Genomic DNA, 19,460 nt, shown 5'->3' with positions numbered 1-19,460 from the left:
GCCGGGGTGACGGTCCGTCAGCGCGCCTGCCGGGCCCGCTCCAGGTAGCCGACCAGGGCGGCCATCCGCTCCGCGGGCCAGGGCAGTCCCCGGCTGAGGTCGTCGCCGTGGTCCTGCCACATCCGCCGCGCGGCGTCCTCGGTCTGCCGGTCGCCGCTGTGGAACGCGGACCCGAGCGCGTCCCACTCCCGCACGAGTTCCCGCACCCCGGGGTCGTCCACCGCGGTGCCGGCGTCGACGTGCGCGAGGAGTTCCCCGACGAGGCCGGCCCACCGCGTCCGCGCCGTCTCGACGGCCGCCGGTCCGAGCTCGGCCCGGCGCCGGGCCAGTTGGTCCTGCTGCTCCTGGGTGAAGTAGCTGTCCAGCACAGAGATCATCTCCAAGGTCGTCATGAACTGGTCCGGATCGGGCGCCGCCTCCCCGTCGAACTGCCGCAGGAGCCCGCGGACCTGCTGGGCGATCCGCCCGATCCGCTCGCCCTGCCGCTGGAGCTCCTCCAGCTGGGCGCCCAGGACCGCGCGCATCGCCGGGAGGTCGTCGGGGGCGCCGTCCACCACGTCGCCGATCTCCTCCAGGGACAGCCCCAGGGTGCGCAGCGCCCGTACGCGGTACAGGCGGTGCAGGTCGCGCCCGGTATAGCGGCGGTGCCCCGAGCCGGTGCGCTCGCTCGCGCACACGAGGCCGATCTCGTCGTAGTGGTACAGCGTCCGTACGGTGACGCCGCTGGCCCTGGCCAGCTCGCCGATGGTCCACCGGGGTCCGGTGGTGTCGTTCCCGATCACGTCCGCAACGCTACGACCTCCCGTCACGGGAGGATCAAGCCCGCGGGGCCCTCCCGGAAGGAGGGCCCCGCGGTACGGCCCCGGTGTCAGTCGCGGGACAGCTGCCCGTCGGTCAGCCGCCACAGGCCCAGGGGGTTGCCGGCGGACAGCGCCTCGGGCAGCAGCGCGTCGGGGAAGCCCTGGTAGGTGACGGGCCGCAGGAAGCGGTCGATCGCGCTCATGCCGACCGAGGTGAAGCGGCTGTCGGTCGTGGCCGGGAACGGGCCGCCGTGGACGGTGGCGTGCCCGACCTCCTGCGGGTGGGCGAAGGCGTTCACGACGATCCGGCCGGTGCGCCGCTCCAGGACCGGCAGCAGGCGCGCGGCGGCAGCGTGGTCGGGCTCGTCGAGGTGCATCGCCGCCGAGAGCTGGCCGCGCAGGCTCCGGGCCACCTCCATCAGCTGGTCCATGCCGGTCAGCCGGACCACGATCGCGGTCGGCCCGAAGACCTCGCCGGACAGCGCGGGTTCGGCGAGGAAGCGGTCGCCGTCGACCTCCAGGAGCAGGGCACGGCCCTCACCCGGTCCCTGCGGCCCGGGGCCCTCCACCAGCGTGGCGGCCCCCGCGTCGCGCAGCCGCCGGACGCCCCGCTCGTAGGCGTCGTGGATGCCCGGGGTCAGCATGGTGCGCGCGTGCATGGCGCCCACGCGGGCGGCGGCGGCGTCGCGCAGGGCGGTGTAGCCGGGGCCGTCGATCGCGAGCAGGAGGGCCGGCTTCAGGCACGCCTGGCCGACGTTGACGAGCATGCGCTCCGCGAAGCCGTCGCCGATCTCCGCGCCGCGGGCGGCGAGGGCCGCGGGCAGGACGAAGGTCGGGTTGACGCTGGTCATCTCGGCGAAGACCGGGATCGGTTCGGGGCGCGCCTGGGCCCGCCGGTAGAGCGCCATGCCGCCGGCCTCGGAGCCGGTGAAGGTGACCGCCTTGATCAGCGGGTGGTCCACCAGGGCCTCGCCGATCCCGTTGCCCGCGCCGCGGACCATGGAGAAGACGCCTTCGTGCAGCCCGCTGTCGGCGACGGCGCTGCGGATGGCGCGCGCCTGCAGCTCCGAGGAGCCCGGGTGCGCGTTGTGGGCCTTGAGGATCACCGGGGCGCCCGCCGCCAGCGCGGAGGCGGTGTCACCGCCGGCGACGGAGTACGAGACGGGGAAGTTGCTCGCGCCGAAGACGGCGACCGGGCCGATCGCGATCTTCTGCATGCGGTGGTCCGCGCGGGGCCGCGGCTGCCGTCCGGGCTGCGCCGGGTCGATGGTGGCGTGCCGGAAGCGGCCCTCCCGCACTACCTCCGCGAACTGCCGGAACTGGCCGGCGGACTTGGTCACTTCCGCCGAGAGCTGGGCGGCGGGCAGGCCGGTCTCCAGTGCCGTCCGTTCGGCCAGTTCGCCGTTGACGGCGTCCAGCCGGTCGGCGATCAGCTCGAGGAAGGCGGCGCGCTCGTCCAGGCCGGTGCGGTGGTAGCTGTCGAAGGCCTCGTCGGCGAGGCGCGCGGCACGGTCCACCTCGGCCGCGCCGCCGAGCGCGAAGGGGGGCTCGATCTCGTGGCCGGTCGCGGGGTTCAGCGCCCGCATCGTGGCGCCGGCCGCCGGTACGGACACCGAGCCGATCAGCATGTCTCCGGTCAGTGCGATGTCAGCCATGGCGGTGGGCTCCGTCCTGGAGGGCCAGGACCAGGTCCTGGGTGCGGGTGATGGCGTGGGCGTACGTGGGTCCGTTCAGCTCGTGGGCGGCGTGCATCATCTCCGGCAGGAAGGCCGCCGTGGCGTCGCGGACGAGGGTGACGTGGTAGCCGAGCTCCATGGCGTAGCGGCCCGTGGACTCGATGCAGGTGTTGGCGAGCAGGCCGATCACGATGACGTGGGTGATGCCGCGCTGCCGGAGCCGGAAGTCCAGATCGGTGTTGGCGAAACCGCTCTGCGCCCAGTGCTCCTGGACGACCACGTCGCCTTCGGCGGGCCGGAAGTCCGGGTGGAACTCCCCGCCCCAGGTGCCCAGGGCGAAGGTGCGGCGCTCCTGGACGATGCGCTGGGTCGGGTTGGGGTGTTCCCAGCCCTCGTAGTCGCCCTCCTGCCAGCGGCGGTGCGGGACGAAGAAGACCGGCAGGTTCGCGCGGCGGCCGGCGGCGACGACGGCGCGCAGGTTGTCCAGCAGGCCGACGTCGGCGGCCACGGGTTCGAGGAGGGGCCAGACCTTGCCGCCGTCGGAGAGGAAGTCGTTGTAGGGGTCGACCAGGAGGACGGCGGTGCGGGTGGGGTCGTACGGGATGGTCATCGGTGTGACTCCAAAAATGTGGAGGATGCATATCATCCTGTCATCCGCATTCAGGATTACTCGCGTCATCCAGATCGTCAAGGCGAGGGGTGTGCGCGACGGGAATCTGTATGATTGCCATCATCCAGAATGCATCCGGGGCGCCCGGCGGGCGAAGCGGGTCACGAGATCGAGGAGGCAGGACATGAATCCCGAAGAGCTGCGCAAGGCGCTGCCCGGCGCGTGGCGCCTGGTGTCGTACCGGGCCACCGCGGTCGAGGGCGGTGACGTCGTCGAGCCCTTCGGGCCGCGACCCCAGGGGCTGATCGTCTACACCCCCGACGGCCGCATGTCGGCCCAGATCATGCGTCCCGGCCGTCCCGTCTTCCGCGAGGGGCGCCTGGAGAAGGGCCTGCCCGAGGAGCTGGTGGCCGCGGCCGTCGGCTACCTGGCCTACGGGGGGACCTACGAGGTGCCCGAGGACGATCTCGTGGTCCACCACGTGGAGCTGAGCCTGTTTCCCAACTGGGTGGGTGTCCCCCAGGTGAGGGCGGTCGGCTGGGAGGGGCCGAGGCTCCGCCTGGCGCTGCGCGAGCCCGCCCTCATCTGGGGCGCGCTGCGTGACGGCGTCCTCGTCTGGGAGCGCCTGCCGGCCGTCGGCGCCGCGCCCGCGTGAACGCGGCGACCCAAGGTGTATGATGCCCGTCATCCACACTTGACCGGTGCAGCCTGACCGACATCGGGGAGGTCTTCAGATGGGTCACTCCCAGGCAGCCAAGGCGGAATCCCGTGAGCGGGTCCTGCGGATCGCCGCCCGCCGTATCCGCGAGGAAGGCATGACCGCCCCGGGTGTCGCGGACCTGATGAAAGAGGCGGGCCTCACCCACGGCGGGTTCTACAAGCACTTCGCGTCCCGCGACGAACTGATGGTCCAGGCCGCGACCCTGGCCCTCGAGGACGGCGAGGCCAAGATGGCCGATGCCGCCCGCCGCGACCCCGAGGAGCCGCGTACGGGCCTGATCGACGCCTACCTCAGCACGCGCCACCGCGACGCCCCCGGAACGGGCTGCGCCCTGGTGACGCTCGGCGCGGCGGCCGGCCGCGGTGTCGTCGAGATGAAAGAGGCGTACGAGAAGCAGGTGCTCGGCTACCTGGAGCTCATCGGCGAGGCCGCACAGGGCGACGACCCCGAGGAGACGCGGGCCGACGCCATGCTCACCCTGAGCGCCATGGTCGGCGCGATCCTGATGGCGCGGGCGGTCGCCGACCCGCAGTTGTCCGACGAACTGCTGAAGACGGTCGCCGAGCGGCTGAAGCACCCGGCCGCGGCGGTCTGACCGCCGCGACCGCGCACAGGATCCGATCCGCCGGCGCGGCGGCGCTCAGGCCCCGGCGGCCTCGCCCTCGTCGTCCTGCCGCCGGCTCCTGATCAGGTTCGCCGCCCGTTCCGCGACGGCCAGCACGGTCGCATTGGTGTTGGCCGACACGATGGACGGCATGATGGAGGCGTCGGCGACCCGCAGGCCGTCGACGCCGCGGACCCGCAACCGCGGGTCGACCACGGCGCCGTCGTCGGAGCCCATGCGGCAGGTGCCCACGGGGTGGTAGTAGCTGCCGACGCCGTGCTGCACGTACGCCCGCCGCCCGGCCACGTCGCGCACGTCGCCGCCGGGCAGCACCTCCTCCGCGCGCCAGGCGTCCAGGGTGTGCTGCCGCCCGACCTCCCGCGCGAGCTCGATGCCCTCGGCCAGCCGGTCGACGTCCGACCGCTCGGTCAGGAAACCGAGGTCGACGACGGGGGCGTCGTGGGGGCCGGGACCCGAGAGCCGCACCGATCCGCGGCTGTGGGGCGCCATGAGGCCCACGACGAAGCTGAAACCGCCGTCCACGGCGGTCAGCGGGGGCGGCGCGTACGACATGGTGAAGAAGAGGATCTGCAGATCGGGCACGGTCCCCGAGCGGTCGCTGCACAGCGTGGCGGCCGCGTCGAACGCGGGGCCGGTGGGGGCGGGCAAGGGCCGTGCCGCACGGAAGTTGACGACGCAGATGGGGTGGTCGTGCAGGTCGGCCCCGACGCCGGGGGAGTCCACCGCGACGTCGACGCCCGCCCGCCGCAGGTCGTCGGCCGGTCCGATGCCGGACAGCATGAGCAGGTGGGGGGAGCCGACAGCCCCCGCGGCGAGCACCACCTCACCGGCCGTCGCCCGCTCGGTGCGGCCCTCGCGTTCGTACGCGACACCGGTGCAGCGTCCGCGGTCGAGCAGGAGGCGCCGGACGAGCGTGTCGGCGTGCACGGTCAGGTTGGGCCGGTCCAGCACCGGCCGCAGATAGCCGTCGGCGGCGCTCTGCCGTACGCCGTCCACGACATTGAGGTCCAGCCATCCGCCGCCCAGGTGATGCCGGCCGTTGATGTCGGTCGTGAGCCGGTGGCCCGCGGCCTGCAGGGCGCCGAGGCAGGCGGCGGAGACCGGGTGCGCGACGGGTGCCGGGGCCACGCGCATGGGGCCGCGGGTGCCGCGGTACTCGGGGTCGCGGCCCTCGGTGCTTTCGCTGCGCCGCAGGTACGGCAGCAGGCTCCGGTAGTTCCAGCCGGTGGCGCCCGCCGCCTCCCAGGCGTCGTAGCCTGCCGGGTGCCCGCGCAGATGGATCATTCCGTTGATGCTGCTCGACCCGCCGAGCGTCCGCCCGAGGGGGTAGGGGACCACGGTCCGCCGGCCGTCGTGCTCCGCGATGGTGGTGGAGCGTCCCCAGTCCATGTCGCCGCCGATGAGGCCCGTCCACCGCGAGGGTTCCGCGACGGCGTCGGAACCGCGGGCAGGCCCCGCCTCCAGGAGCAGCACCTGCGCGTGGGGGTCCTCGGACAAACGGGCCGCCAGGACGCATCCGGCGGTTCCCCCGCCGACGACGATGTGGTCGTATTCCGTCATCGCAGACCTCCCACGTCACCGTATATGCGCCGTAACAGGGACGAAAGCCCACTCATCGCTCGTGTGTGTCCGTCCGCCAGGTTTTCATCGCCCTGGGTGCCCTTGACGCGGCATGCGGTTGTGCCGCGCGGCCGCGCGTAGCATGAGAAAAGCGGGCAGAACGGCCGCGGCACCGAGCGGCGGGGGCGGCCGGTGAGGAGCAGGGGTGACAGTCCAGGACAGGGTCCGGCTCCAGAACAGGGACCAGTGCGCCCGCCTGATGGTGGCGGGTCTGCCGGCCGACAGCCGTCTGATGCCCCTCGAGCAACTGCCCGCCAGGACGGCCGAGTACGCGGCCGCCGCGGGTCTCGCCCACGTGGCGGTCTTTCTCGCCGATCTCCAGCGCCATGTGCTCCGCAACCTCGGCGACGCCGACTGGACCTGCGCCGGGGTCCGCACCCACAGCGCCGAACTGCGGATCGCGGGCACCGTCGCCGGACGCGCCTACCAGTACGGCCGGCTCCTGCCCGCCGCCTCCCCGTGCCCCGGCGGATTCCGGTGGTGGGTGCCGCTGCTCGGCGGCACGGAGCGGCTGGGCGTGCTGCGCGCCACCACGTACACCGACGATGCCCGGACCCGCGAGGACCTGCGGATGCTCGCCGACGCGGTCGGGCTCATCGTCGTCGCCAAACGCGACTCCAGCGACGCCCACGCCCGCAGGGTGCGCACGGACACGATGAACGTGGCGGCCGAGATGCAGTGGCGCCTACTGCCCCCGCGCTCGTACGCCGACGGGCGGGTCGTCATCGCCGCGGCGCTGGAGCCGGCCTACCGGGTGGGCGGGGACGCCTTGGACTACGCCCTCGACGGCCCCCTCGTCCATCTGTCGATCTTCGACGCGATGGGGCACGACACCGCGGCGGGCGTGACGGCGGGACTCGCGATGGCCGCCGGCCGCAACGCCCGCCGCCGGCAGGCGGATCCGGCCGGGACGGCCGAGGAGATCGAGAAGGCGCTCGTGGAGCAGTTCGGCGGCGTGCGCTACGCCACCGGCGTCGTGGCGCGGCTGGACACCCGCACCGGGGTCCTGGAGTGGGTCAACCGCGGCCACCATCCGCCGGTGCTCATCAGGGGCCGCCGCTGGGTCCGGGAGCTCGCGTGCGCTCCCGGTGATCCCATGGGCACGGGTCTGGGTGTGGCGCCCGAGGTGTGCCGGGCCCAACTGGAGCCGGGCGACCGGATCGTGCTGTACACCGACGGCATCACGGAGACCCGATCGGTCACGGGCGACGAACTCGGGCCGGCCGGACTCGTGGACTTCCTCATCCGGAGCCACGCCGACCGCCTCTCCGTTCCCGAGACGCTCTGCCGCTTCATGCACGCGGTCGTGGACCGCCACGACGGCGAACTGCGCGACGACGCAACGGTGTTGTTCTGCGAATGGCTCGGCTCGTCCGCGGACCGGCAGGACCGCGCCGCCGCCGAGGCCGGCATGCCGGTCCCCGGTGGCACACGGGCCGCGCGGTCCCTGCCGTCCATGGACCGCTGACGCGCCCCGTACGGTGCGGCCGCCGGGCAGGGGCACTTCCGGCGGACCATGCTGGAAGGAGAGGCAACGCGACAACACGGAACACGGAAGACTTGCCGAGGAGGACGTCCATGTCGGAGGCGCGAGTGAACCACCCGGGACTCATTGTCCCGGTCGGGCACGTGGAGCCGGTCCCGCGGCGCATCCGGGGCACGGTCGACGGCCGGACGGTGCTCGACACCAGAAACGCGCTGTACGTGTGGGAGTGGCCCGGCTATCCGCAGTACAGCATTCCCCTGCGGGACGTCGCCGAGGGCGCCCTCACCGACGAGGGCCGCACCGGAAAGCTCAGCCCGGGTCCCGCGCGGCGGCACGCGCTCCACGCCGGGTCACAGGTCCGCGAAGCCGCCGCCTGGGTGTGGGAGGAGGGCGCCCCCGAGCGGCTGCTCGGTACGGCCCGCTTCCGGTGGGACGCGATCGACGCCTGGTACGAGGAGGACGAGCAGGTCTTCGTGCACCCGCGCAGCCCCTACACCCGCGTCGACGCCCTGCGGTCCTCCAGCGGTGTCCGCGTGGAGGTGGACGGCGTGGTCCTGGCGGACGCGCCGCACGCGGTGCTCCTGTTCGAGACGGGCCTGCCCACCCGCTACTACGTGGAACGGCCCTACGTCGACTGGACCGTGCTCGAGCCCGCGGACACGGTGACGGCCTGCCCGTACAAGGGGACGACCACCGGGTACTGGTCGTTCACCTCGCGGACCGCCACGCACGCCGACATCGCCTGGTCCTACGACTTTCCCACCCCGCAGGTGGCGTCGATCGCCGGCATGGTCGCCTTCTACAACGAGCAGGTCGACCTCTCGGTCGACGGCGCCTTCGTGCCGCGGCCCGTTCCCGTCTCGCGCGACGCCTGGCAGCGGGCGCACGAGCGCTGACCGGCCGCGCGCCTCACAAGGTGCGGAGCACCGCGACGACCTTGCCGAGAACCGTCGCGTTCTCGCCCGCGATCGGCGCGTACGCCGGATTCTCCGGGAGCAGCCACACGTGGCCGCCCTCCTGCTTGAGGCGCTTCACGGTCGCCTCGCCGTCGAGCATGGCGGCGACGATGTCGCCGTTCTCCGCCGTCGGCTGCCGCCGCACCGTCACCCAGTCGCCGTCGCAGATCGCGGCGCCGATCATGGAGTCGCCGGCCACCTCCAGCGCGAACAGCTCGCCCTCGCCGACCACTTCCCGCGGCAGGGCGAACACGTCCTCGACGACCTCCTCCGCCAGGATCGGCGCGCCCGCCGCGATCCGCCCGACCACCGGCACGTAGGCGGGCTCGGGCAGCTCCGCGGTCTCCGCCGCGGCGCGCCCCTCCGGCGACGCGGACCGCACCCGGTACGCCCGCGGGCGGTGCGGGTCCTGCTCCAGCACGCCCTTGCGCTGCAGCGCGCCGACCTGGTGGGCGACGGACGAGGTGCTGGCGAGCCCCACGGCCTGGCCGATCTCCCGCATCGACGGCGGGTAGCCGCGCTGGGCCACCGACTGTAGAACGGCCTCGACGATGCGGGCCTGGCGGGTGGTCAGGCCGTCCGGGCGCACTCTGTCGCCGGGCGGGCGGCCAGGTCCCGCTCCGCTGGTCGCGTCCATGCCGGTTCCTCCACGTGTGCCGATCTTGACCGTTGTGCCACCGTACCCCGCTGACCTGCCGGGACGGAACGGGGTGCGGGGATTTGCCCCCGAGCGGCGGCACAGGACGGCTACGGCAGTGGTTCGCTCAGTTCGATGCAGCGCAGGGCGGCGGCCAGGGCCCGCTCGTCGCCGACGTCGAGAGCGGTGTCGGCGAACTTGATGACGTGTTCGTCCCCATGGGCCAGGGCCAGTGCCAGGATCTCCCCTGGCGCGATCCGGCCGGGCGGGGACCAGGCGACGGGCGCGGCGGGCGCGTACATCGCGGTCACCGCCGCCGAGGCCACCCACGCGGCACGCAGGCTCGGCAGCCACAGGGCCTCGGGCAGCGCGGGCAGGGTGCGCAGCACGGCGTTGGGCGCGGTGGCCGCGTGGACGAGCATCGTCTCCTCGCCGTGCCCGTGGGTCGCGTACCGGTGGGTCGCCGCCCGGACGAGTTCGGCGAGCCGCCGCCGTGCGCTCTGAGGGTCGCCGGCGCCGTCGGCCCATGCGGGGACGGCCGTCACGCGGGCCAGCCGGTCGGCGAAGCCCCCGGTGCGCTCGGCCAGGGGCGGCACGGCGTCGAGGGCCGCGCCGGCGCTGTCCGCCCCCGCTCGCAGCACGCCGAGCCCCGTGACGGGCCGGTGGCGTGCGGCCCAGTAGCCCATGCCCTGGGCGAGTTCGCCGAGCCGCGGCCGGGTCTCCTCCCCGGCGAGCAGCGTGCGTACCGCGTGGCCGACCCTGATCACCGGATGCGTCGACCCGCCGTACATGCCCGGCAGCAGCCGCGGCCACCACTGGCCGAGCACGTCCCGCCACGGGCGTTCGGCGACCTCCCGCCCGAAGAAGGCGATCCAGTCGGCCAGCCGGCGCGGGTCGCCCAGCGCCTCCCGCCAGTCGGCGGCCGCCACGGGCGCGGTGCCCGAGGGGAACTCCTCCAGCTTCGGGGCGTACCGGTCGAGCCAGCGGTGCACATCCCCCGCGAGCCCGTGTGCGGCCAGTGCCTCGACCGCCATCGGCGCGTGGTTGCTGAGCCGGCCCAGGCGCTCCGGCCCGGTCCGGTGCAGCCGTTCGAGTGCCTCGTCGAGTACCCCTGTTCCGTCCATGCAGCGGACGTTAGGGCGCGCGCCCGCCCCGTGTAACCGGCGCAGGTCCTAGGTCCGAGGACCCCGCCGGGGGAGTCCCGAGCGAGGAGAGGGCGGCCTGCGGAGGAGGTGTACGCCCACGGCGGCCGACATCAGGACCACGTAGACGGCGAACAGCATTCCCGCGTCCCGCAGGTCGAGCGCGAGGGCGAGGGCGCCGACTCCGACCACCGGCACGGAGATGCCGACATAGGCCACGACGAAGAAGGCCGAGATCGTCGCGCCCCGGTGCTCTTCCGGAGCCGCCGCACTCACCCCGGTGAGGCCCGCACGGAACGACATGCCCTGGCCGAGGCCGCCGATCATGGCGCCCACCACCAGCACGGCCAGGGACTCCACGAGCAGCGATGTCGCCACCACGGCCATCCCCGCGGTCATCAGCAGGCATCCGGCGGGCAGCGCGCGCCGCGGGCCCACGCGTCCCGTCAGCAGCTGGCCGGCGGTGGAGGAGCCGAACACGGAGAAGACGACCGCGGCGATGACGGCCAGGTTGTCCTCGCCCAGTGTCTCCTCGAGGAAGCTCGGTGCCACCGCGGTGAAGAGTCCGAGCAGGGAGAAGCCGGCGAACGCCGCCAGCCCGGCCGGGACGAACGCCGCCCGGGTCTGCGGCGGCACGACCATGCCCTGCGGGCGCAGCGGGGGCCGGGGCGTGCGGCGTGCCACCGTCTCGGGCAGCGCGAACGTGACGGCGAGGGCCGCCAGGAGCAGGGCGATGTGCACGAGGAAGGGCAGGCGCAGCGGCCACGGCGCGTACTGGGCCAGGATTCCCGACAGCAGCGGTCCGCACCCCAGGCCGCCCATGTTGGCGGCGGTGGCCGCGAACGCCGCCCGCGCCTCCCGCCCGGGAGGCGCCAGTTCGAGGACGGCGGCGGTGGCGGCGCCACTGAACAGCCCGGCGGAGAACCCGGAGAGCAGCCGGCCGGTGAACAGCAGCGGCAGCCCGTTCTGGAAGAGGAAGCACACCGCGCTCAGCAGCGACAGCACGAGTGCGGCCACCAGCACCGGCCGCCGCCCCAGGACGTCCGAGAAGTCGCCGGCGATCAGCAGGGCGGCGATCACTCCGATCGCGTACACCGCGAAGACCACCGTGACGACCAGTTCGGAGAACCCGATCCGTTCGCGGTAGAGCCCGTAGAGCGGCGTGGGCAGCGTGGTGCCCGCCATACCGACCGCGAACACCCCCGCGGCGGCGATGTACGAGGCCCGCCCGCGGCGTGCCCCGCCGGCTTGAGCGATCACGCACCCAATCTAGGGCGTGTTCCGGCGGAGCACGGTGCGGCGGGGCCGCGGTCAGGCGGCGGGCGCCAGTTCGGTCCGGCCGAAGAGCAGGGCGTAGCCCTCGGGGAGCTGTTCGAGGATCCGGGTGACCAGGGCGGTCCCGGCCAGCCGGGCGACGACCGCGAGGACGGTGCAGGCGTTCCAGCGCGCCGTGGCGGGCGTGCCGCCGGTGCGGACCGCCAGCTCGCGGACGAAGGCGTCCCCGGGAAGCGGCACGGTGGCGGGGATCTCGGCGGTGAGGACCAGCGCGGCCTCGACGGGCAGGCAGGCGGCCAGGTCGACGCGTTCGTCACCGGTCACCTGCCGGCCGAGCCCGGCGAGCACGCTGCGCACCGCCTCCTCGGCCCGCTCCAGCGTGGGGTGGGCGCCGTCGTACCGCACCCTTTCCAGCATCTGGTGGAACGTCATGGCCACAGCGGGCCGTCCCGTTTGAGGCTGGGGGAACATCAGGAACCTCCGCGGCGGTCGTTCGTGGGCCGGTGTCCGGCCGTCCGGCGCGCGTCTACCCCCGATTCCGGCGAGTATGACGGCCTTGCCGCATTCGGTGGAAAAACGTCACGCGACGGCCTCGTCACCCCCATCGTTCCCCGCGTGTGGCACGGGCGGGTAACGCCGCGTTACAAGCCGGTGTCGAACGGCGGGATGTCAGCGGACACCGAGGGCAGAGGCGGCTGCCCGCGCCGTGACGATTCACCCGAACGGACGATGGCGACACCGGCGGGACGCCGCGTTCGGGGCCCCGGACGACACGGGACCGCCGGCCGACGCGAGGTCGGCCGGCGGTCCCGGGGCGGTCGGCGAACCGGCTACTGGCGTGTCTCCAGGACGGCTTCGCCGAAGCGGTCGGACCGGCTGCCCGTCACCCGGACCGACGTGGTCCGTCCGTGCGCGGCCGGCACCCGCACGAAGGCGTGCACGAAGCCCGTCGCCCCGGCCCGGCCGGTCACGGCGACCCGGCCGCCGATGCGTACGGTCCACGCCTCGTGCGCGGCCAGTCCGGCCGCCGTCACCGACACGGTCGTCCCCCCGGGCGACTGCCGGGGCGACACGTCGACCACGAACGGCGTGCCGGAGTGCGACGCGCGCACCGGCTGGAGGTCGTCCGCGGTCATCGGCGTCATGAGCAGGTACCGGTCCGCGACGTAGGAGACGATCGGGCCGTGGACCTCGAAGCCCGCCGTCGCCCACAGCGGCCGGCCGGACGGCACGGAGAGGGTGCGGGAGACCGGTGCGCCCTCCTGCGTGCTGCGGGGGGTGGGGATCTTCTCGTTGTGGAAGTAGCTCGTCCCCGCGTAGACCTCGGTGCCCTCACCGGCCGTGAGGATGAACTCGGCGCTGTAGGCCGCCGGGCGGTTGGTGAGGGTCATCGACACGGGGTCACCCGCGCGCCGGGACGTACCGCGGTGGAACGTCGCGTAGAAGGGCTCCGCCATGGCCGGCCGGCCGCTGAGCCCGCTCTGCTGCCCGTTGCGGTAGGTCGCGACGGCCACCCCGTCGAGGACCAGGTCCAGGTGGTCCACGCCGGTCGTGTCGTAGGAACGGGTGAAGGTGACGCCGGGGTCGATCATCAGGGTCGTGAAGACCACGTCCCCGCCGGTCAGCTTGTAGCGCAGCGTCGGGAAGGCGGTGCGGTCGGTCCTGTTGGTGTAGCTCAGCTTCGCGGCGTGCGCCGCCTTCGCGTCCTTGACGAGCGACGCCGAGCTCGGGGTCGACGCGACCGGTGTCCAGCTCACCGACTTGCTCTGTCCGGCACGGCCGTCGGCCTGGACCACCGTGAGGGTCGCCGTGAGCTTCTCGGCCCTGGTCTCGACCAGGTCCGACTTCCAGCTGAGCCAGGGCCAGCCGGTGGAGTCGACCGGGACGGTCCGGTTCAGGTAGGTGTGCCAGACGCTCCGGATGGTGACCTTGACCTTGCCCTTGCCCTGGACCCCGCCGGTCAGCGCGACCAAGGGGTTGCCGTCGAAGGCCTGCTGGTCGACGTGGTCGAGGTCGCGCAGGACCAGCGGGCTGACGGTGAAGGAGTCGGCCGCGGTGCGGCCGGCGTAGCGGACCTCCATGGTCTGCTTCCCGGCGGTGAGTCCGGTCGGCAGGGTGACCGAGCGGGCCGCGCCGCCGTCGTCGCTGGTGCGTCCGCTCGCGAGCACCTTCCCCGAGCCCTTGAGGCGGATCTGGAAGTCCACGGCAGGGGTCAGGCCGGTCGCGACCACGATCACGGGCCGGCCGGGCACCGCGTAGTCGGGTGTGACGGTGACCGTCGGCCGGGCGCCGGGGGTGCCGGTCGGCGGGCCGGTGCGCGGATCGCTCGTGACCGTCACGTAGGTGCTGCGGCCGGTGTCGCCGTACCCGACGCGGCCGAGGTAGACCCCGCCGCTGCGCAGGCCGTTCCAGGCCAGGGTGACCGGGGTCGAGCCGCCGATCGTCAGGTGCGCCGTGGCGGGCCGGGCCGTGAACGTGCCTTCTGCGCCCTTGTCGTTCAGGGCGAAGGTGGTCACGGTGAACGCCAAGGGTCCGGTCCCGGCGAAGAAGTCGACCTCGACCTGGTAGAGGCCGGCGGGGACGTCGTCCAGGTCGATCCGCTCGTCGGCGGAGTCGGTGGCCGCCCGGGCGAAAAGCGACTTGTCGCCGTAGGCGTTCAGTCGGTAGACCGACAGGTCGAGGTCGGCGGTGTTGTCGGCGGCGTCGAGGTCGAACCGCGCGTGCGTCGTCCCGGCCGGGATCTGCACGATGTGGTTCTGCGCCGGGCTGCCGACGGTCCCGGAGCCCTGGACCCGCTGGCCCCGGGCCAGGCCGGTCACCGTCACCGGCACGTCGCGGGCGTCGCCGCCGCGCAGGGCCGCGGTGGCGCGGCCGGTACTGCCCGCGGCCGCGAGTGCCGCCGGCGCGACCAGGGCCACCGGGCGCACCGCGAGGGCGCTGCGCACGCTCTGGGAACCGTTCCGCCAGGTCAGGTAGCCGGTCGCGTACTCGTCCAGCGGGGCCGTGGTCCGGGTGAAGGTCACCCGGAAGCTCTTGGACTGGCCCGGTGCCGTGAAGCTCAGGACCGACGGCTCGACCTTGGTCTCCACACCGGGGATCCGCACCGCGTCCGCGGTGAAGGTCCCGGCCGCGGTCGAGGTCACCGTACGCGTCACGGTCTGCTGTCCGGCGAGCGAACCGACACCGATCGAGGCGAGGTTGAGGTCGGACGGGGCGGGTGCGGAGGGGTCGCCGCCGAGGGCCGCGACGTACCGCGCCCAGTCGGCCGGGCCGTTGAGGTAGAGCAGCCCGGGGTTCAGGTAGCGGGTCGGGTCGACCTGGCCGTTGCCCTGCGCGAACACGTCCGCGGACGGCTTCCCGTCGCCGCCGACGGTCGGGGAAGTGGTCGTCATCAGCGCGGACTTGATCTCGGCGGGAGTCGCCTGCGGATGGACTCCGAGGTACAGCGCGGCGAGACCGGCCACGTGCGGCGACGCCATCGAGGTGCCCGACATGAAGGTGAACCCGGGACGTCCGCCCGCGGGGTTCGCTCCGTCGGCCAGGATGCCCACGCCGGGGGCCGCGAGGTCGGGCTTGATGAGGTCGCCGCCGTCGGCCGTCAGCGGTCCGCGCGAGGAGAATCCGGCGATCTGCGGGGCGGCGGCCGACGCGAGGTGGTGCGGGTTGCCGTCGACCAGCGTGACCGTCGGGTTCGCGGTGCCGGCGTACGCGACGAGGGTGTCGTAGCCGTCCGCGTCGATGTGGAGGGTCGGCACGGAGTGCGCGTCCAGGTCCACCGAGTCGGGCGTCGGGTTCACCAGGATCATCCCGGTGCCGCCCGCGCGCTTGACCTCGGCCGACTTGGCCAGCCGGTCGACCGTTCCCCGCTCGCACAGCACGATCCTGCCGGTCACCTTGGCCGGGTCCAGGGTCTGCGGGCCGCAGAGCTGCGGCTGGCCGGCCCCGTCGGCCCCGGCGGCGGACGCCGCCACCAGCGGACCGCTGACACCGCGGCCGCCCGCGGGCACCGAGACCGAGGCACCGAGCAGGTTCACGCCGTCGCCCAGCTCGGCCGTGGCCTCACGGGTCGGGATGGTGCTCGCCGCGGCGGTGGTGATCCACGGCGACGCGTTGTCGACGGTACTGGCGTCGGGGCCCGCGTTGCCGCCCGCCGTGGCGACGAAGATGCCGCTCGCGGCGGCGTTGCGGAACGCCTCGTCGACGACCGAGTCGGTGCTCTGGGCACCGCCCGCCGAGCCGATCGAGTAGTTGATCACGTCGACGTTGTCGGCCACGGCCGCGTCGATCGCGGCGAGCAGGTCGCCGGTGGCGCACCCGTCGTCCTCGGGGCTCGCGGCGTCGGGACCGCTCCAGCAGGCCTTGTAGGCCGCGATCTTGGCGGCGGGGGAGACACCGGAGATCCTGCCCAGCGCGACACCGCCGAGGTCTGCCTCCACGCCGTTGGCGCCGGCGGCCGTACTGGCCGTGTGCGAACCGTGCGCCTCGCCGTCGCGCGGCGAGAGGTACTCGCCGATAGCGGTGCCGCCTGTGTTGCCGGCGCCGAAATTGTCGACGAAGTAGCGCGCGGACACCAGTTTGGTGGAGCAGTCCGCGGCGGTGAACTGCACGCCCGGCGTGCACGTGCCGCTGAACGTGCCGCCGTCGGCCTTGCGGTACTTGACGGTGGTGCCGTCGAGATAGGGCTCGGAACCCGGTTCCGTGCCGAGCGGGGCGCCGGCGAACGACGGGTTCTCGGGGGCGATGCCCGTGTCGACGACGCCGACCACGATGCCCTGGCCGGCCTTCCCGACACCGCCGTTGGCGGCCCACACGCCGTGGTCGCCGCTCAGGCCGAGGTAGTCGGTCGAGGTCGTGGCGGCCAGCGGCTTGCGCAGCTCGTCCTTGACCACCGACACCACCGTCGGGTCGGTGCGCAGCCGTTCGGCCTGCTCCGGCTCCAGTTCGGCCGTGAAGCCGTTGAGGGCGGCGGAGTACGAGGAGATGACGCGGGCGCCGACCGAGGCGGCCGCGTCCCGCTGGCCCTGCCGCAGATGGTCGCGGTAGGCACGGACCGGTGCGGAGTCGGCCTTCAGGCCCTCTCCCGCCCGCGGCGCGGTGCGCTCCTTGCCCGCCACACCACCGGTGTACGTCGCCGCGGCGGGCTCGCGCAGGGTGACGATGTACCGCCCCGCGACGGGCGGTTGACCTGTGGTGGGCGGGGTGCCGGTGGCCGACGGAGCCGGGAGCGGTGCCGCGACGGCGGGCGACTCGGCGACGGCCAGGGGGAAGAGCAGGCCGACGGCCGCGACGGCCGCGGCGACGGATCGCCGCTTCACCGGGAGGCGGGCTGGCGGAGGTGCAAGTGCCACCAAAGCTCCTTCTTCGGGGGATGGCCGGCCGTACCGGCGGAGTGAACGCCGCGCGGGCGCACACTAGTTCTAGCCGGATGATCCTCCGATGACCAAGAGTTGGTGTTTCCGATACCGGACAGTGGCCACAAGGGGCCACGCCCTTCTCAGGAGGGCGGGGCGTCCGTGCGGCGGCCGGCCTCCCGGGCGGCCTGCTCCAGCCGGTCCCGGTGGCTCTCCCACCACGACCGGTCACCCGCGGGCAGGTTGTCGTTGCCCTCGCTCATCCCGACGGCACCGTCGATGAGTTCACGGACGATGTCGGCATGCCCGGCGTGCCGGTGCGTCTCCGTTGCCACGTGCACCAGGATCTGATGCAGCATCACCTCCTGCCGTCCCTCGGACCACCAGGGCACACGACCCGTCGCGTCCAGGTCCAGCTCGGCGATCGTGGCGTCCGCGTGCCGCCACACCCGCTGGTACAGGCCCACGATCTGCTCGCGCGACTCGTCCGCGGTCGCCCACAGGTCCGCGTTGGGCTCGGCGTCCTCGGCGATCCACGGCAGCGCCTCACCGAAGGGGCGCCCGAACGTGTCGCCGAAGTACCCGGCCTCGACGCCGGCGGCGTGCTTCACCAGACCCAGCAGATTCGTGCCGGTCGGCGTCATCGGGCGGCGCACGTCGTACTCGGAGAGTCCGTCGAGCTTCCAGAGGAGCGCGTTGCGCCCGGATTGCAGGTAGCGGCAGAGGTCGGACTTCTGCTTCGGTTCGATCATGCGGGGAGTCTGCCATCCGGCACGCCGGCCCCGCCCGGGGTTTTACGGCGGCCCGGGGTCACGTGGTCGTCGGTGTCCGTGGGGTCGAGTAGAAGAACTGACCGGTGCCGAGAGGCTCCCGCGCACGCCGAAGGTCACTGCCGCGGCGCCGATGGCGGCGCAGCACCAGAGGATGGACAGCTTCAGATGAAGGTGTGCGTACCTCGCCATGGCGCCTTCCCTCCCCCATCCGCCTCCCCGTGGCGCCCTACAGCTCCCACTGTGCACAACGTGCCCGCTGTGGCAAGGCGCCCGCCGTGCCCTCCCCGTCCGGACAGCAGGTATTGGCCCTTCGGTCACCGGACGATCGTCTTCCACTTTTTTCGTGTAGTGGGAAGGAATCCCGTTCCGCCGTGGTTAGACAGACCTGTCTACTCAATACGGAGAGACCGATCTACTCACCACAGGACGGTGGCATGCCCGAGCAGCGCACCTCACACGACCACGGCGGCACCGCCACGCTGACGGCGGAGGCCGACCTCGTGGAAGACGCCCGCCGGACGGGCGCTCCCGTCGTCCCCTCCGCGGGTCGGCACCGGTCCGCGAAGGGGGTACTGCCCCAGGGGGCGGCGCTCTACCTGCTGGCCTCGATCATCGTGTCGTTCCTTGCGGCATCCAGTGCGCCGACCCCGCTCTACGCCGTCTACCAGCAGGAATGGGGATTCAGCCCGGTCACGACCACCCTGGTGTTCGGGGTGTACGCGATCGCCGTGCTCGTGTCCCTCCTCACCCTGGGACGGCTGTCGGACCACCTCGGCCGGCGCCCGGTCCTGCTGGTGGCGCTCGCCGCCCAGGCGGCCGCGATGGTCGTGTTCGCGACCGCTCACGGCGTGCCGGAGCTGATGATCGGCCGAGTGGTCCAGGGTGTGTCCACGGGTGCCGCGCTGGGCGCCGTCGGCGCCGGAATGCTGGACGTCGACAAGCGGCGGGGGACCGTCGCCAACTCCTTCGCCCCCGGTCTCGGCACCGCCAGCGGTTCCTTGATCTCCGCTTTCCTCGTCCAGTACCTCCCGGCGCCCACGCACCTGGTCTACCTGGTCCTGGTCGCGGTCTTCGCCCTCCAGGCCGTGGGTGTGTTCCTGATGAAGGAGACTCTGAAGCCCACCCCCGGGGCGCTGGGCACCCTGGTGCCGGACATCAAGCTGCCCCGGACGGTGCGGCGGGCGGTCCTCAACGCCGCCCCGGTCCTGATAGCCGTCTGGGCGCTGGCGGGCTTCTACGGTTCCCTGGGCCCGGCCCTGGTGCGGACCATGACCCATTCCACGTCCGCGGTCTACGGCGGCCTGGCCCTGTTCGTACTGGCCGGGGTGGCCGCCGCGGCGACCCTCGTGCTGCGCACCGCACCCCCGCGCGGGGTCATGCTCACCGGTATCGGGACCCTCGTCGCGGGCGTCGCGCTGACCCTGCTGGCGATCGGGACCGGCTCCACCGCCCTGTTCTTCACCGGCACCGCCATCGCCGGCATCGGCTTCGGCAGCGGCTTCCAGGGCGGCATCCGCACGGTGATGCCGCTGACCGCGGCCCACGAGCGGTCCGGAGTGCTGTCGCTGCTGTACGTCGTGTCCTACCTGGGCATGGGCCTGCCCGCGGTCGTCGCCGGATACCTCGTCGTCCACGCCGGGGGTCTGCTGACCACGGCACGGGAGTACGGGGTCGCGGTCATCGTCCTCGCCCTGCTGGCGCTGGCCGGCCTGCTGACGGAGAAGCGCCATGTCGGCGGCCCCGCACAGCACTAGGGTGAATGCGGGCAGGCAGCACGCGGACCACACG

15 protein-coding genes are annotated in these 19,460 nt (G+C 73.3%); 5 read left to right on the top strand and 10 right to left on the bottom strand.

The genetic code is table 11. The annotated features are described in order from the left end of the window. Nucleotides 1–17 precede the first annotated feature (17 nt). From ACIP64_RS05455 to ACIP64_RS05445, 3 genes are all read right to left on the bottom strand, one after another. Nucleotides 18–782 carry a MerR family transcriptional regulator gene (locus tag ACIP64_RS05455; protein WP_401582151.1) on the bottom strand — a complete coding sequence of 255 codons (765 nt, stop codon included), beginning with the start codon at nt 780–782 and terminating at the stop codon, nt 18–20. A gap of 86 nt (nt 783–868) precedes the next feature. Continuing rightward, nucleotides 869–2,455 carry an aldehyde dehydrogenase (NADP(+)) gene (locus ACIP64_RS05450; RefSeq protein WP_401582148.1) on the bottom strand — a complete coding sequence of 529 codons (1,587 nt, stop codon included), beginning with the start codon at nt 2,453–2,455 and terminating at the stop codon, nt 869–871. After that, nucleotides 2,448–3,086: an isochorismatase family cysteine hydrolase gene (locus tag ACIP64_RS05445; RefSeq protein ID WP_401582145.1), complete on the bottom strand. Its 639-nt coding sequence runs from the start codon at nt 3,084–3,086 to the stop codon at nt 2,448–2,450. Before ACIP64_RS05445 ends, ACIP64_RS05450 begins: the two co-directional genes overlap by 8 nt. A gap of 184 nt (nt 3,087–3,270) precedes the next feature. Here ACIP64_RS05445 and ACIP64_RS05440 point away from each other — a divergent pair, with 184 nt between their 5' ends. Together ACIP64_RS05440 and ACIP64_RS05435 are read left to right on the top strand one after the other, a co-directional pair. Continuing rightward, a complete protein-coding gene (locus ACIP64_RS05440; protein ID WP_401582143.1) occupies nt 3,271–3,741 on the top strand; it encodes a lipocalin-like domain-containing protein in 471 nt (156 codons plus the stop codon). A gap of 79 nt (nt 3,742–3,820) precedes the next feature. After that, the gene (locus ACIP64_RS05435) at nt 3,821–4,402 is read left to right on the top strand and encodes a TetR/AcrR family transcriptional regulator (RefSeq protein WP_360903933.1); all 582 of its coding nucleotides are present in this window, start codon (nt 3,821–3,823) and stop codon (nt 4,400–4,402) included. 45 nt (nt 4,403–4,447) lie between these two features. Here the strand turns inward: ACIP64_RS05435 and ACIP64_RS05430 are convergent, their stop codons facing one another. Next, the gene (locus ACIP64_RS05430; protein WP_401582141.1) at nt 4,448–5,992 is read right to left on the bottom strand and encodes a GMC family oxidoreductase; all 1,545 of its coding nucleotides are present in this window, start codon (nt 5,990–5,992) and stop codon (nt 4,448–4,450) included. A 259-nt stretch (nt 5,993–6,251) separates the two neighbouring features. Between ACIP64_RS05430 and ACIP64_RS05425 the strand changes: the two genes are divergently transcribed. Further along, entirely contained in the window at nt 6,252–7,520 is a 1,269-nt protein-coding gene (locus ACIP64_RS05425; RefSeq protein WP_401582397.1) for a PP2C family protein-serine/threonine phosphatase, read from the top strand. 110 nt (nt 7,521–7,630) lie between these two features. Then, nucleotides 7,631–8,434, top strand: coding sequence for a DUF427 domain-containing protein (locus tag ACIP64_RS05420; protein WP_401582139.1), 804 nt, complete (start codon nt 7,631–7,633; stop codon nt 8,432–8,434). A gap of 13 nt (nt 8,435–8,447) precedes the next feature. Here ACIP64_RS05420 and lexA read toward each other — a convergent pair whose 3' ends face one another. The 6 genes from lexA to ACIP64_RS05390 form a co-directional block, all read right to left on the bottom strand. Then, nucleotides 8,448–9,131: a transcriptional repressor LexA gene (gene lexA / locus ACIP64_RS05415; RefSeq protein WP_401582137.1), complete on the bottom strand. Its 684-nt coding sequence runs from the start codon at nt 9,129–9,131 to the stop codon at nt 8,448–8,450. A gap of 110 nt (nt 9,132–9,241) precedes the next feature. Further along, a complete protein-coding gene (locus tag ACIP64_RS05410; RefSeq protein WP_401582134.1) occupies nt 9,242–10,255 on the bottom strand; it encodes a questin oxidase family protein in 1,014 nt (337 codons plus the stop codon). Between the two features lie 48 nt (nt 10,256–10,303). Beyond that, nucleotides 10,304–11,533, bottom strand: coding sequence for an MFS transporter (locus ACIP64_RS05405; RefSeq protein WP_401582131.1), 1,230 nt, complete (start codon nt 11,531–11,533; stop codon nt 10,304–10,306). 51 nt (nt 11,534–11,584) lie between these two features. After that, the gene (locus ACIP64_RS05400; RefSeq protein ID WP_401582129.1) at nt 11,585–12,019 is read right to left on the bottom strand and encodes a DUF2267 domain-containing protein; all 435 of its coding nucleotides are present in this window, start codon (nt 12,017–12,019) and stop codon (nt 11,585–11,587) included. A gap of 359 nt (nt 12,020–12,378) precedes the next feature. Further along, the gene (locus ACIP64_RS05395) at nt 12,379–16,896 is read right to left on the bottom strand and encodes a S8 family serine peptidase (protein ID WP_401582127.1); all 4,518 of its coding nucleotides are present in this window, start codon (nt 16,894–16,896) and stop codon (nt 12,379–12,381) included. A 146-nt stretch (nt 16,897–17,042) separates the two neighbouring features. Beyond that, nucleotides 17,043–17,651: a DinB family protein gene (locus ACIP64_RS05390; protein ID WP_401582124.1), complete on the bottom strand. Its 609-nt coding sequence runs from the start codon at nt 17,649–17,651 to the stop codon at nt 17,043–17,045. Between the two features lie 455 nt (nt 17,652–18,106). Here ACIP64_RS05390 and ACIP64_RS05385 point away from each other — a divergent pair, with 455 nt between their 5' ends. Continuing rightward, entirely contained in the window at nt 18,107–19,426 is a 1,320-nt protein-coding gene (locus ACIP64_RS05385) for an MFS transporter (RefSeq protein ID WP_401582123.1), read from the top strand. The last annotated feature ends 34 nt before the right edge of the window (nt 19,427–19,460 follow it).

The sequence above is a fragment of the Streptomyces sp. NPDC088733 genome (assembly GCF_044751185.1).
Lineage (GTDB): Bacteria > Actinomycetota > Actinomycetes > Streptomycetales > Streptomycetaceae > Actinacidiphila.
This window is presented reverse-complemented; position numbering and strand designations above follow the sequence as displayed.